Origin of the sequence: Prevotella conceptionensis 9403948 (genome assembly GCF_000312305.1) — a bacterium.
GTDB lineage: Bacteria > Bacteroidota > Bacteroidia > Bacteroidales > Bacteroidaceae > Prevotella > Prevotella conceptionensis.
Genome location: NZ_HE999444.1, coordinates 12,285 through 26,848, shown reverse-complemented (window position 1 = coordinate 26,848; position 14,564 = coordinate 12,285). Strand labels below are relative to the sequence as shown.

Annotated in this window: 11 protein-coding genes and 2 pseudogenes; 9 read left to right on the top strand and 4 right to left on the bottom strand. The window is 46.8% G+C overall.

What is annotated here, in order from left to right; genetic code table 11:
• From BN93_RS02275 to BN93_RS02250, 6 genes and pseudogenes are all read left to right on the top strand, one after another.
• A pseudogene (locus BN93_RS02275) lies at positions 1–308 on the top strand (ribonucleoside-diphosphate reductase subunit alpha); the annotation flags it as partial.
• A gap of 42 nt (positions 309–350) precedes the next feature.
• Positions 351–1,397 carry a ribonucleotide-diphosphate reductase subunit beta gene (locus tag BN93_RS02270; protein ID WP_019186739.1) on the top strand — a complete coding sequence of 349 codons (1,047 nt, stop codon included), beginning with the start codon at positions 351–353 and terminating at the stop codon, positions 1,395–1,397.
• Between the two features lie 63 nt (positions 1,398–1,460).
• On the top strand, positions 1,461–2,921 hold the full coding sequence (locus tag BN93_RS02265; protein ID WP_019186738.1) for a glycoside hydrolase family 27 protein: 1,461 nt from the start codon (positions 1,461–1,463) through the stop codon (positions 2,919–2,921).
• Between the two features lie 132 nt (positions 2,922–3,053).
• Positions 3,054–3,428, top strand: a complete 375-nt coding sequence (locus BN93_RS02260; RefSeq protein WP_019186737.1) for a pyridoxamine 5'-phosphate oxidase family protein — start codon at positions 3,054–3,056, stop codon at positions 3,426–3,428.
• A 1,780-nt stretch (positions 3,429–5,208) separates the two neighbouring features.
• Positions 5,209–5,559, top strand: a pseudogene (locus BN93_RS02255) (type II toxin-antitoxin system RelE/ParE family toxin).
• Positions 5,522–5,833: a helix-turn-helix domain-containing protein gene (locus BN93_RS02250; protein ID WP_009230404.1), complete on the top strand. Its 312-nt coding sequence runs from the start codon at positions 5,522–5,524 to the stop codon at positions 5,831–5,833. Before BN93_RS02255 ends, BN93_RS02250 begins: the two are co-directional and overlap by 38 nt.
• A 309-nt stretch (positions 5,834–6,142) precedes the next feature.
• Here BN93_RS02250 and BN93_RS02245 read toward each other — a convergent pair whose 3' ends face one another.
• From BN93_RS02245 to BN93_RS02230, 4 genes are all read right to left on the bottom strand, one after another.
• On the bottom strand, positions 6,143–6,514 hold the full coding sequence (locus BN93_RS02245) for a hypothetical protein (RefSeq protein WP_157462630.1): 372 nt from the start codon (positions 6,512–6,514) through the stop codon (positions 6,143–6,145).
• 125 nt (positions 6,515–6,639) lie between these two features.
• Positions 6,640–7,185 (bottom strand): flavin reductase family protein, encoded by a 546-nt coding sequence (locus tag BN93_RS02240; protein ID WP_019186730.1) that lies wholly within the window; start codon positions 7,183–7,185, stop codon positions 6,640–6,642.
• Between the two features lie 184 nt (positions 7,186–7,369).
• A complete protein-coding gene (locus tag BN93_RS02235; protein ID WP_019186729.1) occupies positions 7,370–8,221 on the bottom strand; it encodes a hypothetical protein in 852 nt (283 codons plus the stop codon).
• Between the two features lie 126 nt (positions 8,222–8,347).
• On the bottom strand, positions 8,348–9,853 hold the full coding sequence (locus BN93_RS02230) for a glutamine synthetase family protein (RefSeq protein ID WP_019186728.1): 1,506 nt from the start codon (positions 9,851–9,853) through the stop codon (positions 8,348–8,350).
• Between the two features lie 282 nt (positions 9,854–10,135).
• On the opposite strand from BN93_RS02230, the gene clpB reads away from it, so the two are divergent.
• The 3 genes from clpB (at position 10,136) to BN93_RS16245 (ending at position 14,537) form a co-directional block, all read left to right on the top strand.
• Positions 10,136–12,724 (top strand): ATP-dependent chaperone ClpB, encoded by a 2,589-nt coding sequence (gene clpB / locus BN93_RS02225; protein ID WP_019186727.1) that lies wholly within the window; start codon positions 10,136–10,138, stop codon positions 12,722–12,724.
• Positions 12,725–13,135: 411 nt separating this feature from the next.
• Positions 13,136–14,173 carry an Ig-like domain-containing protein gene (locus BN93_RS02220; RefSeq protein ID WP_019186725.1) on the top strand — a complete coding sequence of 346 codons (1,038 nt, stop codon included), beginning with the start codon at positions 13,136–13,138 and terminating at the stop codon, positions 14,171–14,173.
• A gap of 34 nt (positions 14,174–14,207) precedes the next feature.
• Positions 14,208–14,537, top strand: a complete 330-nt coding sequence (locus BN93_RS16245) for a hypothetical protein (protein ID WP_019186724.1) — start codon at positions 14,208–14,210, stop codon at positions 14,535–14,537.
• Positions 14,538–14,564 lie beyond the last annotated feature (27 nt).

Below are 14,564 nucleotides of genomic sequence, written 5' to 3'. Positions count from 1 at the left end.
AGCGTTTCTTCTTGGAAGAGAAGAAAGGCGCCATGCTACCACGTGTGGCCCCGGCACTATCCGACCGCACTTTCTGGCTCTACAAGGGCGCATACCAAACCAATCAAGCATGGAGCATGCGCGCATCGGGCATACGCCAACGCCATATTGACCAAGCGCAAAGCGTTAATCTCTACATCACCAACAACTACACCATGCGACAGTTGCTCGACCTTTACCTCTTGGCATGGCAAAGTGGGGTGAAAACCATCTACTACGTACGAAGTAAATCGCTAGAAGTGGAAGAATGCGAAAGCTGCGCATCGTAACCAACAACACTACATACACAAACGAAACTCAACACAGCACAAATGGACAATAAGCTAAAAAAGAACGCCTTGTTTAACCCACAAGGAGATACCGACTTGCGACTAAGGCGCATGATTGGAGGCAATACCACCAATCTAAACGACTTTAACAACATGCGCTACACGTGGGCTAGCGACTGGTATAGGCAAGCAATGAACAACTTTTGGATTCCAGAAGAGATTAATCTTACCCAAGACACCAAAGACTATCCGCTGTTGCCGCCTGCCGAACGCAAGGCTTACGACAAGATATTGAGCTTTTTGGTGTTTCTCGACTCGCTGCAAAGTGCCAACTTGCCCTCGCTAACCGAGTTTATCACGGCCAACGAGGTGAACCTTTGCCTGCACATCCAGGCCTTTCAAGAGTGCGTTCACAGTCAGAGTTACAGCTACATGCTCGACACCATCTGCTCGCCCGAAGAGCGAAACGACATTCTCTACCAGTGGAAAACCGACGAACACCTACTTCGCCGCAACACTTTCATCGGCGATTGCTACAACGAGTTCTACGCCAACAACGACAAAGCATCGCTCATGAAGACGCTCATGGCCAACTATATTCTCGAAGGCATCTACTTTTATAGCGGCTTTATGTTCTTCTACAACTTGGCGCGCAACGGCAAAATGTCGGGTTCGGCACAAGAAATACGCTACATCAACCGCGACGAGAACACGCACCTGTGGCTCTTCCGCAACATCATTCACGAGATGAAGAAAGAAGAACCCGAATACTTCACGCCTGAAAAGGTGAAACTTTACGAAGAAATGATGCGCGAAGGAGTGCGACAAGAAATTGCATGGGGCCAATATGTTATTGGCGACGAGGTGCAAGGGCTTAACGCACAGATGGTAAACGACTACATTCGCTACCTTGGCAACATGCGCTGGCGCAGTCTGGGTTTCGGCAATTTGTTTGAGGACAACATCGAAGAGCCCGAAAACATGCGCTGGGTTTCTCAATACGCCAACGCCAACATGGTAAAAACCGACTTCTTCGAGGCCAAAAGCACGGCATACGCCAAAAGCACAGCCATAGAAGACGACCTGTAAAGGCTTGCCCATCCAGTCCTTTTTAGCTATCTTTGCACACATATATTAAGTTTATATGCAAATATGAAAAGCCTCATCTCCACACTTCTTTTGCTACTCATGCCACTCGTGGCCGCTGCCGACAACGGTTTGCGTTGCGCCAAAAGCGTTTTCTCGCAACCCGATGTGCGTTTCATGCAGAAAATAAAATCAATACACGCCGATGCCATCATCGGGGTGAAGGGATTACCTAGCGGACTGCAATGGAACGCTCGCCGCAACTTGGTTGAAGGCAAGGTAAAAGCACCTGGCACATACACCTACACCGTTGCTTCTAGCATAAACGGGCAGGTAAGCGAAGAACAAATCAAGCTTATCGTGTCTGACAAGTTGGCCATGCCCCTTCCTTTCATGGGATGGCTGTCGTGGAACTCGGTAGAAGGCGATGTTTCCGAGGCTATTGTTAAGAGCGTGGCCGACATGTTCAAAGCAAACGGACTGTTTGAGGCTGGTTGGAACACCATCATGATGGACGACTTATGGCAAGCACGTAAGCGTGCAGACGACGGAAAGCCGCTACCCGACCCCAAACGCTTTCCTAACAGCCTGCGACCTGTTGCTGATTACGTGCACGGCAAGGGCATGAAGTTTGGACTTTACACCGATGCGGCCGACAAAACATGTGCAGGTGCATTTGGTTCGTATGGCTATGAGCGGATAGATGCCGAGCAATATGCCCAATGGAACGTGGATATTGTGAAGTGCGACTACTGTAATGCGCCGCCCGAACAAGACACTGCCATTGTGCGTTACCGCCGTTTGGGCGATGCTTTCAAAGCCGTTGCACGCCCCATTACGCTCTACATCTGCGAATGGGGCGACAGAAAGCCGTGGCTTTGGGGCGCAGAGTCGGGCGGAAGTTGTTGGCGCGTGAGTGCGGATGTGCGTGACAGGTGGACTTGCGAGCCGGGCGGAACGGGCGTGGTAGAAAGCATCAAGGCCATGAAAAACATCGCGCAATATGTAGGCGTAAACCGCTTTAACGATGCAGACATGCTTTGTACGGGGCTGCATGGCAAAGGAAAATCCTCGAACGACTTATGTTTTGGCACGCCAGGCATGACGCAAGACGAGTATGCCACGCAGTTTGCGCTGTGGTGCATGTGGTCGTCGCCCATGGCATTATCCTTTGATCCACGTGCCAACACCATTACAAAAGAAGACTTGAAGATACTTACCAATCGCCACCTTATCGCCCTTAACCAAGACCGAATGGGGCAACAGGCCGACTTCATATCAGATGCAGACAGCCTTGTGGTGTTTGCCAAGGATTTGGAGAATGGCGATGTGGCCCTCTCCGTTACCAACATGTCGTCCAAACCGCTTGAAGCCACTTTCCACTTCACCCAAATACCCGCCCTCGATGCCGACAAACGCTATCAATGCCGGGACTTATGGACGGGCGAAAGGCTTTCTGCCGTAAAGCGTAGCTTTACAACAAAGGTTCGTCCGCACGCCACACGCGTGTTTAGGTTGAGCAAGTAACGGGGATTTATACATGGGCAGGCTCTAAAAATACGGTGAAGGCTATTTTCTGAAACGTACTTAAAGAGGGAATTCATTTATTTTCTATACCTTTGTAAGCATTATATTGAACACCACAAATATTTATAAGACATGTTGACAGAAAAGTTTTTCGAAGTTATAGGCAACGAAGGCGTTGTCTCCATCGTGTCTTGGGGAAACGCAGAACCCCATCTCACCTGTACATGGAATAGTTATCTGGTAGTAACCCACGACGAAAGGATTTTGATACCCGCTGCAGGAATGAAGAAAACCGAGGCTAACATAGAAGTGAACAATCGTATCCTATTGGCACTGGGCACACGTAATGTGGAGGGATTCAACGGCTATCAAGGTACAGGCTTTCGTATTGAGGGAACCGCAAGATTTCTTACGCAAGGGGCCGATTATGACATGATGTACAAGAAATACCCCTTTATAAGAAGTGTGTTGGAGGTAACTGTTGTTTCGGCAAAGCAACTGCTCTAACCCAACTTTCAGCAAATGCCCGACTTCCCCGTATGGGTTGTCCTAATCATCATACGTCAAGGTAAAACCTATAAACCATTGTTGCTGTCCGCCAACTTCAAAAACGGCACAATAATATCCCCTATCCGCAATGTCCATCAACAGGCATTGCGGATTTTTTTTCGAAAAGCAAGCACCCTTTCAGACTATCCACAGATCGGCTGTCTGCTAAAATGAGAGAACTGAAACACAATATATTGTAAACTGCATGCTTCAAAATATGGAATGCCTTAGCTCGTAAGTTCTTGTGTGGATTTCGAAACGTCTATGCGCTGTTATACTTTGGCTGCGCCCTAAAAAGACACTTGTGAGGAACGGGAAGGGGCTAGCTTTTGGCGAGATGAAACAAATTTCCCCCATTCGGCAATATGAACAACACATTTGCTGTTCCCAAACTTTTAGCGGATGCCAAAAGAAACTGGAAAAAACAATGAAGTCGTCTTGGCCTTTAATATTTCTACCAATTGAGTGTAGTCTGTTTTCTTTGTGCTTTAAAATCAAAACAACCCCCCGTTCATGTACAAAGCACCTGGACAAAGATACGACAAAAGCCAGAAACACAGCCCCATTTGTTTGTGGCAAAGCGTGGTTATATTTCAGAAGGCAGTCTGGCGAAAGTTGTTCCAAACACGCTCTACGGGTTGAAAACCGCTTGTCGATGGCAGATTACTTCTGCGTTTACATCATGCAGTATGTAAGTGGCATGCCTTGCAACTGCTCCCCCTTGCTGTCGCAAGCGTACAGCTTTTCGGAGCCGATGACCACTCGCACGCGTTTACGGCATAACTGTTTTGTCCAGTTTTTAACAATAAAATTAACATTATGAGTGCCCTTTTTGTCCATCAATCGCTCATCTTGTCGCAAATAATCGATTCTCGCGAAGGTTTGTTTTGATGTAAAACGGGGGTAGCTTGTGAATGCGATGAAATGAATTTTTATTTAAAAAGACCGCCATTTGCACCAGATTTTGGGCAATTTGCTGCTAAACGCACTGCATTTTGGTGCTAAATGCACTACGTTTTGGTGCAAAATACAGTGCGTTTTGGTGCTAAATGCAGTGCGTTTTGCCGCTAAATGCAATGCGTTTTGGTGCAAAACACAAGGCAAAATGGCACTAAACGCAAGACAAAAAGCATAAATATCCACAGCAATTGTATAAACAAAACCTTTTAGAGACATTAAATACATGTCCGAAAAGGGCAAAATAGTGGTTAAAGAGTGGGATTTTAGGGGATAAAAGCGTGTAATTGGGCTTAAAAAATTACGAGCATTCAACCAATCTAGAAAGGCTAAATGGTACAAAATGCGGGTCTTTTTCTTAAAATTGAACATCTTGGAAGGTGTGAAAGGCTAGAAACAGGGGCTATTTTCCTACTTTATGGCCTATATTTTCGCTAGAACGGAGCGAAGATTAGAGCGACATTGTAAAATAAAAGCTAACAATTTAAGTTTTCAAGTTGGTGAGTTGGAAAGCTGGTGAGTTGGAGATGTTTTGAGTTTTTGAGTTGAGGTGCCGGTGCTTTTTTGTTTTTTTGAGTTGATGAGTTGATAAGTTGATGAGTTGGTAGGTTGATTTGTCCTGTACTTCGTGTGTGAAAAAGGTGTTTATCTTGTGTTGACATCGCAGAGAGAACAAGCTCCTCTTAATTTATAGAAACATTAAAAGTCAAGACAACTTCAATATAGAAGTTTCAACATATCAAAACTTTTCCGTATCTTTGTTGTATTAAAGACAATGTCGATGAGAAGAGAAATCGTTGCCTTTGGCAGTTATTATAAAGACCTTATGGCAACACTGCACGACTAAGAGCGGCGAAAGGTGCTTTATGTCCTCTCACTACTGGAAAGAGAGGACAGACTTCCGACAAAATTCATCAAACACCTATTGAGAGGTTTGTATGAATTAAGAATTAAATACGAGAGCAACATCTACCGCATCTTTTTTATTTTCGACAACAATCGAATTGTTGTATTGTTCAATGGTTTCCAAAAGAAAACCCAGAAAACGCCAAGAACAGAAATAGACAGAGCAATTAAAATAATGGAGGATTACTATGAGTACAAAAGAAAAAATGATAACGAGCATCAGTAAAGAGATAGAGCGCGAGTTTGGCAAACCAGGTACAACAGAACGCGAAAAATTTGATGAAGAGGCATACGCATTTTATACAGGACAGCTACTCTTAGACGCACGAAAAGAGGCAAAAGTAACACAAGCAGAATTGGCTAAGCGCATACACGCCAGTAAATCCTACATTTCGCGAGTTGAGAGTGGAGATATTATACCCAGTGCAGCCAAATTCTATAATATGATTAATGCGCTAGGCATGCGCATAGAGATAGTTAAGCCATTGGTAAGGGTTTGATAAGCCAGTCCACTTGTTAACTTTTCAACAAGTCATGGCCAAAAAGAATAACTTTTGGAATGCTGGTTGTACGCTGCCGTTTTGTTGCACAATGTAGTGTACAAAGCATTTTGTAGTCACACTACAGGGGGCTTGTAATACGTGTGCAAGCATCTTGTAGTGTTTGTACAAGGGGGTTTATGGTGTGAGAACAAGCCGCTGCAAGCCGATCGCCAATGGCAGTTTTGTGGCAAACAGCTTTCAAAAACAGCAGGTCTGTGGAATAGATTCCACAGACCAATGCTCGACAGATAATATCAACGCCTACCTTTAAGTGGTGAAATCCACCTTTATTTGAAACACGAAAGAATAGCTAATGGGCTTTCCACCATACGATGCAGGTTTAAATTGAACGGCATTCAGCATCTTTTTTACGTCTTTCCAAACCCACATGTTGCCCTTAAAACTCTTTTTGTTTACCAGACTTAGTCGTTTAAGTCGGCCCCGCTTGCCTATCGTTGCAGACACAACAAACCGAAAAGACGTACCATCATATAGTATCATGGGTAAGTTTTGGGCGATGTGTTCGCTCAGTTCTTTCTCTATGACCGGTTCGTTGGTTGACGAAACAAAGGCATAAGTTTTACCATCAACTATATAACAAGGCCCTTGCACCTGCTGGCCATGTACAAAAAGGGGCATTAGCAACATGGCTAACAAGGCCAAAAACGTTATCACTCGCATCCCAAAACAATTTTACATTTATGGTTGGCTCTAAGAAAGCAACTTTTGGTGGTGCTTTTAAGTACTATCTTGTCAGATACTGATTACTCATTAAAGGGGGAATCCGTGCCCATATATTCATCATCTCGCACCAACACCTTCTCTATCTTTCCCACGTACATCGTGTGGAGGTCGCGTTTAGGATAGCTCTCATCGAGTGTTTCCTGATACACGAAACCACTCTGCTGCAATTCAGCGGCATACAGTTTCTTACAGATAAGCACAAGCTTGGCCTCCTTAAAATATACCGTTTCGTCGGCAAACACTTTGGTAAGTCCTGCCTTGGCTATCTTGTCCTCATCGCGCCCCGACACACTTCCCAGGTAGGCCATTTGCTTTTTAAAGTCGCTATCCATAACGCACAGCGAAAAATACTTTTCCTTATCCACATACGTCTTTGTGTAACGCGAGGGGCGCAGATAGATAACTGCCGTGGGGTCGTTGTGTCCCCACAGACAACCTAAGTGTCCCCAACTAATGGTCATCGTGTTGCACCCGTCCTGCTCATTACCCGCAGACACCAACATCCATTCCTTTCCCAACAGGTTGAAGGGATTAAATTTCATCTCCTTATAATTAATTTCTTTCATCTTATGTATGGTTATGTCGTATTAATTCGCTACAAAATCCGCGCCAAACATGGGGATATGCCTCACGTCATCTTAACAAAACGAGCCATAAGGCTCGCTGGTACGTATCTTTGGCATACAAACCCTATTGAAAAAGGCATTGCCCAAGCCACAAAACTGCTGGCAGACCTGGGCAAGAGGCTCGTTACTTGCACCCCATGCCTTGCCGTTCGACCCTTACAGGCGTGGCATTGATAAAGATGTGGCTGTGCGGATAGTACCTAACAAGATACAGAGCGGGCACTCCGCCATTGATTACCCCAGTTTTAAAACCGCGCCCGCGCAAACCCTTGGCGTCGGTTTCTTTCATAAACTGCATGGCAGAAAAAGCCTTGTCTTTCACCAAAACACCACGCAGCACCCTATCAACTGCATCTGTTTCGTACTGCGAGAAATCAAAGTAATAATATTTTGTTAATCCCCACTTGTCTTTTTCATTACAACTAGCGAAACGCAAAGTAAATTCTCCGCCTCCAATTTGAGGAAACAGCCACGCATAGAGGCGTTTTGAACGTACCACATGATGCTTATACAACACCTCGTTTAAGGTCATTTTCGTAACTTTCGGTCCGCATTTCAAGTCCTTAACGTAATTAAACACACCCATGCTGCCAGCAATAAACACGGCAATCGCCATTAGCACTACGAGCATCAGCCCAAGTATAGCAGCATTTTGGCGCCATTTTCGCTCTTCTTCTTCAAAGTTTGAGCTTTTATACCGTTCTTCGTAGGTGGATATTCGGTTCATTTTAACACCTACCACAATAATCAACACTACGTAAACAAACAGCATTGCAGGCGTGGAAACAGCAATAAGTTGCCACAACAATCCGGCAAGCCCAACCTGCGGAAGTCCCCAAAAAGAGTCGTAGAAAACAATAAGCAGCTGCAAAATGACCATCGTGATGTACGTAGTGATGCGTACTTTGCCCCACCAGTAGCTACGTTGGCGTGCCGCGCGTCCATCAATTAGGGCACGCATTTTTCTTTTATACATGGGTTATATGCGTGAAGTATATGGCATAAGCCTAAACAACAAAAGCCCAGTTCAAGGGCAGGGCGCACTACCCCACCCTTGTTCTGGGCTCACATTTATAGTTTAATTAGCTATTCCACCTCGGTCTTATCCGCAATGGAAGTAGCGTTCAACAAGTTCTTTCAGTTCGGCGGGGCGGTTTTCCACTTCCTTACGCAGGTTGCTGTCGTTAAAGTCGCGCAACTGTTTGATGATGCCATCAATCATAGCGGGCGAGAATACGCCATGAGCTTCGTACACCTTGCGTTGACGTTCCAGGCAATCGGCCGATGCAACGCAGCTGTCGGGCAATTGTCCTAGACGGCTCAACTTATCGGCATTTGCAGCATCGTGTATGTTCACATCAACGTAAGTTTGCTCTGCAATTTCGAGTGCGTTGGGCAATTCAAAGCCATAACGGCAGCCAACACACAAGCCAGCGAGAAGTTGATAAACGTCGGCCGAGCCGTCGGGCGAACGCATTTCGAAGGTTTGTTTCATCGAAGTGTCGGGCGTTTCGGCGGGTTGCTGTGGGTTAGCCCTGTGCATCATGTCGACGCCGGCGGCCCAACCTAGTGGCACGCGCACGAGAACAGAGCGGTTGCGGTCGCCCCAACAAACGTTGGTGGGTGCCTCTTGGTGAGGAACAAGGCGGAAGTAAGCCATCGGGTTCTTGTTGCCAAAGGCGGTGATGCTGTCTGCAAGCTGCATCAATCCGGCGATAGCAGTGCGTGCCGTGTTGCTAAGCTTGCCGTTTTCTACCATCACGCTCTTGCCATCTTTCATCATGCGCATGTGTACGTGCATGCCCGAACCAGCCTTACCCGTGGTAATTTTCGGTGCGAAGGTAACGTTCATACCCATTTGATAGGCCAAGTTGCGAATAATCCACTTGGCAATCATCAGCTCATCAGCGGCTTTTTCTACGGGCACGGGCAAGAACTCAATCTCGTTTTGCTCGTAAATCAGTCCGTCTTGGCTAAAACTACCCACCTCAGAGTGTCCATATTTAATCTGTCCGCCTGCCTTAGCGATGTACGACATGCAAAGCGTGCGGAAGTCGTTTGTTTTAGCATAGGGCATCGACTCGTGGTAACCGCGTTGGTCGACGGCGGGGAATACCTCCTCGTCGGGCGTTATCACGTAATATTCCAGTTCGCCCATAGCATGGAATTCCATGCCCGTAACCTCACGGAAAGCCTTAGCAGCCTTGGCCAAGGTGTATTCGGGCGAGCTTTCTAGCGGATTGCCGTCCTTGTCGAAATAAGATGCAAGCATGCAAAGCGTAGGAATTTCGGCGAAGGGATCGACGAAAGCCGACGAGAAACGCGGCAGAACATAGAGGTCGCTGCTGCCTGCTTGGATGAAAGAAAATAGGCTGGACCCGTCTACACGTTCGCCACAAGTGAGTATTGTGTCGAGGTAAGCCAAGTTGTTGATGATGAAATTGAGGGTTTTGAGCTTGCCGTCGCCCCCGGGATACATGAAATTCACCATCTTAATCTCGTTTTCTTGGATAAAACGCACGATGTCTTCCTTGGTAAATTCGGAAGAGGGTTTTTGCAAGAACGCCACCACCTCGTTGGCATTCATCAAAAGTTCATTGTTTGCCATGTTTGATGTCTTTTTTTAGTTAAAAGGGTTTAACGTTGGTTGATTGTTTACGTTGATTTCTTCGCCGATGGCTTTATCGGTCGGGACAAAGGTAGGAAAAACAAATCTATGTGACAAATTTTCCGACAATAAATTATGTTTTACATAAAAAATAGTCGCAAAGATGACAATTTGACAGAGAAAACGGTCACGGCACACTATTTGAGTAGTGTTCAACAGACAATAAGTCAGATAATACGTTAGAATAATAAGTCAGACAATAAACAACATAAGATATAAACAATGAACTTCGACAAGTATACAATCAAAGCGCAAGAAACGGTCCAGGAGGCCGTGAACATTGCGCAACGGGCAGGCCAGCAGAGCATCGAACCGGTGCATCTGCTCAAGGCCTTGCTTGAAAAGGCTGCCGATGTAACCAACTACATCTTCCAGAAACTTGGCGTTAACGCCATGCAGGTAAGCACGTTGGCCAACTCGGAAGTAGAACATCTCCCGCGTGTAGCGGGCGGAAACCCCTATCTAAGTAACGAAGCCAACAACGTTTTGTTGAAGGCCGAAGACTTATCGAAGAGCCTTGGCGACGAGTTTGTCTCGGTTGAGCCGCTCTTCCTCGCCTTGCTAGCCGTCAACTCATCGGCTGCTCGCATTTTGAAAGATGCGGGATGCACCGAAAAAGACGCGCGTGCTGCCATCGAAGGCCTACGGCAAGGGCAACAGGTGAAGTCGCAATCGGGCGACGAGAACTACCAATCGTTGGAGAAATACGCCAAGAACTTGGTGGAAGATGCCCGTAACGGCAAGTTAGACCCTGTTATCGGGCGCGACGACGAGATACGTCGCGTGTTGCAAATTCTTTCGCGCCGCACCAAGAACAACCCCATATTGATAGGCGAACCAGGTACAGGAAAGACCGCCATCGTTGAAGGTTTGGCCGAGCGCATCGTGCGTGGCGACGTGCCTGAGAACCTGAAAGACAAGCAATTGTATTCGCTAGACATGGGCGCACTGGTTGCAGGAGCCAAATATAAGGGCGAATTTGAAGAGCGACTGAAAAGCGTTATCAAGGAAGTGACCAACGCCGACGGGCAGATTATCCTCTTTATCGATGAAATTCACACGCTTGTCGGGGCAGGCGGAGGCGAAGGAGCGATGGACGCCGCCAACATTTTGAAACCCGCATTGGCCCGTGGAGAACTCAGGGCCATTGGTGCCACCACGCTAAACGAGTATCAAAAGTACTTCGAAAAAGACAAAGCACTGGAACGCCGCTTTCAAACCGTAATGGTAAACGAACCCGATGAGCTTAGCGCCATTTCTATTTTGCGCGGTATTAAGGAGCGTTACGAGAACCATCACAAGGTGCGCATACAGGACGATGCTTGTATCGCCGCCGTACAACTGTCTGAACGCTACATCTCCGACCGCTTTTTGCCCGACAAAGCCATCGACCTGATGGACGAGGCAGCAGCAAAATTGCGAATGGAACGCGACTCGGTGCCCGAAGAATTGGACGAAATAACCCGCCGACTTAAACAGTTGGAGATTGAACGAGAGGCCATTAAGCGCGAGAACGATGAGCCCAAGATGGCGCAATTGGACAAAGACATTGCCGAACTGCGCGAACAAGAGAAGGCGTTCAGGGCCAAATGGGAAAGCGAAAGGGCACTAGTGAACAAGATTCAGCAAGACAAACTGGAAATTGAACGCCTGAACCACGAGGCCGACAGGGCCGAACGCGAGGGCAATTACGAACGTGTGGCCGAGATTAGGTATGGCAAACTGAAAGAGCTTGACAACGACATCGAGAACATTAAGCAGCAACTGCAAGCCACGCAAGGCGGAGAAGGCATGGTTCGCGAAGAGGTTACGGCCGACGACATTGCCGAAGTGGTGAGCCGTTGGACGGGTATTCCCGTAACGCGAATGTTGCAAAGCGAGCGCGAAAAGCTGTTGCACCTCGAAGAAGAGCTGCATCGCCGCGTTATTGCACAGGATGAAGCCATCGCCGCTGTTAGCGATGCCGTGCGCAGAAGTCGTGCCGGGCTGCAAGACCCCAAACGACCTATCGCCTCGTTTATCTTCCTCGGCACCACGGGTGTGGGCAAAACGGAGTTGGCGAAGGCCTTGGCCGAATACCTATTTAACGACGAATCGATGATGACACGTATCGACATGAGCGAGTATCAAGAAAAGTTTAGCGTGTCTAGGCTCATCGGTGCACCTCCTGGATATGTGGGTTACGACGAGGGCGGACAGCTTACCGAGGCCGTAAGACGTAAGCCTTACAGCGTGGTTCTTTTCGACGAGATTGAGAAAGCGCACCCCGATGTGTTCAACATCCTGCTACAAGTGCTCGACGACGGTCGCTTAACCGACAACAAGGGGCGCACGGTGAACTTCAAGAACACCATCATCATCATGACGTCTAACCTTGGTTCGCAGTACATCCAGCAACAGTGCGCCAACCTCAGCGATGCCAATCGCGATGAGGTTTTAGACGAAACGCGCCAAAAGGTAATGGACATGCTGAAACAAACCATACGTCCAGAGTTCCTCAATCGTATTGACGAAACCATCATGTTCTTGCCGCTCACCAAGCAAGAGATAGCCGAAGTGGTTCGCTTGCAGATGCGTTCGGTTGGCCGCATGCTTGCCGAGCAGGGCTTTAAGATAGACGTTAGCGACGATGCCATCAGTCTTTTAGCCGACCTTGGCTACGACCCTGAGTTTGGCGCACGTCCTGTTAAGCGCGCCATCCAACGCTATGTGCTTAACGATCTGAGCAAGAAAATACTGGCCGAAGAGGTTAGTCGCGACAAACCCATCCTCATCGATGCCCTTGATGGCAAGCTGGTGTTCAGGAATTAAATGACAATAAACGTGGAATAGTGGCCAACAACGCGCGCCAAGCACATCGTTGTGGCCACTCCACACAACAATACACTTTTAAAAAGGCAGGCACAAGCAACCGGGAAACCGGCCTTGTGCCTGCTTTTTTGTTTATGGGCTGGCGCACAAACGGCATGTAGATGTGTTGCATCCTTGTACTAATAGAGCCTAAGTAAAATAGCCTTCACGTAAAAAAGTTATTGAATATTTGGCCGTTTCAATTATTATATGTAACATTGCAACGTGTGCCCTGCATCTTAATTTCTTTTGCTTTCATGTAGATAAGGAGCCACCTAAACAGTAAATTAAGAACACATCTAGAATCAATTTGTTATGAAATGCAATAACATACCTAAGCCAAACACCATAACGCAATTATTAGTTGCGTTAATGTTCGCAAGTGTCTTTTGGGCGGATTCGGCCTTTGGGCAGACTGTTCACAACGACAACGCCTCACGTCTACCCAAAGCAGAAAACAAAGTTGCGGACACAGAAAGCGTTAGGCACTTGTTACATCAAGCACAAAGTTTAGCTCCCTTGGCATCAACCACGCAAGCAACAGTCATCATTGGTCCAAAAGTGGGCTACGAAGGAGCAAAATACAGCTTGCAGTCTGCCCAAGAAGGCGACGTAACTTGGAGCAGCAACAATCCCGATGTGGCATCAATCAACGCCTCGGGCATACTGACGGTGAAGGGCAGAGGCGTGGTAGTGCTCACTGCAAATTATAAAAACCAAAAGTATAGCCAAACCATCCTTGTGGGCATCCCACGATTTATTCTATTGTCTTCGCTCCAAACGGGCGGGTACAAGGTTATCGCCAAATGCATAGATAGCGAATATAAGAACTACCAGCCTCTTTTAAACGAAGTGCTCAGATTCAAATGGGGCATTAAGTACCCTGACGAGAACATCCGCTGGTCCACGTCTGATAAGTCCAGCTTAACCATCCAGGCACAAGCATTAGACAAAGACATTACCGTATTTTTGCAAGTGGCCGACGTTCAAGGCAACAAAACTGCGTTGCAACACGTAAATATTTATCCGCACGAAGTATACCAAACCGACTATTCAACCTTCTACATCGACTCGCATGGAGAGCTTTATGGCGTTGGTAAAAAGAATGATTTATACGAGACGGCAAGAGTGTTTCTAAGAGATAAGGACAACTTGCCCGACAAATATAAGGAGCTAGAGTGGACGCCCTTCACGGCAATCGTGCTCAGTCCGCTAAAAGTTCGTAAGGAAATTGCTGTTAAGGATGGTGGCCCGCTTGTTAGAGACATCATGACGGAAGAGGAATATGAGCATATAAAAAGTCACTCTAGCGATAACCAGACGTACACTTACACACTCCTTTTGCTCAACTTCAGCAAAAAGGTAATTCAATTCATCCCAGTTAGTTTCACGTTTAAAACGTCTATGTAGCTATAAAATCTAAATATCCTTAAACAAGAAAAAGATGAAAACAAGATATACCATCTTTGCCCTAAGCTTTCTTCTCGGTGTGTTGTCGTGCAGCGAAGATACTGTACAACCCCATCCCAAAGGGCCAAACTTCGGTGAGAACACAGGCGACTTGCCCCTAGATAGCAACGACATTTACTACAGTCAAACAGATAAGAACCGCATGCTGAACAGCATGATAAGATACGACTATACCAAGAAGAAGTACGTTCTCGACATTTCCGAACAAGATGCGCGGAGCATTGGCGTCACAACGCAGATGTATAAGGACGCCATTAAACGAGTGGAAGAAATGAATAAGGTAAACTTCGAACGGCTACAATGAGCCAAAAAGCAACGTTTTCGTTAAGCC

Coding starts and splice junctions, on each gene's coding strand:
- BN93_RS02230 (WP_019186728.1), bottom strand. CDS start 9,853: ATGGCAAACAATGAACTTTTGATGAATGCCAACGAGGTGGTGGCGTTC.
- BN93_RS02235 (WP_019186729.1), bottom strand. CDS start 8,221: ATGTATAAAAGAAAAATGCGTGCCCTAATTGATGGACGCGCGGCACGC.
- BN93_RS02220 (WP_019186725.1), top strand. CDS start 13,136: ATGTTCGCAAGTGTCTTTTGGGCGGATTCGGCCTTTGGGCAGACTGTT.
- BN93_RS02240 (WP_019186730.1), bottom strand. CDS start 7,185: ATGAAAGAAATTAATTATAAGGAGATGAAATTTAATCCCTTCAACCTG.
- BN93_RS02245 (WP_157462630.1), bottom strand. CDS start 6,514: ATGCCCCTTTTTGTACATGGCCAGCAGGTGCAAGGGCCTTGTTATATA.
- BN93_RS16245 (WP_019186724.1), top strand. CDS start 14,208: ATGAAAACAAGATATACCATCTTTGCCCTAAGCTTTCTTCTCGGTGTG.
- BN93_RS02265 (WP_019186738.1), top strand. CDS start 1,461: ATGAAAAGCCTCATCTCCACACTTCTTTTGCTACTCATGCCACTCGTG.
- clpB (WP_019186727.1), top strand. CDS start 10,136: ATGAACTTCGACAAGTATACAATCAAAGCGCAAGAAACGGTCCAGGAG.
- BN93_RS02250 (WP_009230404.1), top strand. CDS start 5,522: ATGAGTACAAAAGAAAAAATGATAACGAGCATCAGTAAAGAGATAGAG.
- BN93_RS02270 (WP_019186739.1), top strand. CDS start 351: ATGGACAATAAGCTAAAAAAGAACGCCTTGTTTAACCCACAAGGAGAT.
- BN93_RS02260 (WP_019186737.1), top strand. CDS start 3,054: ATGTTGACAGAAAAGTTTTTCGAAGTTATAGGCAACGAAGGCGTTGTC.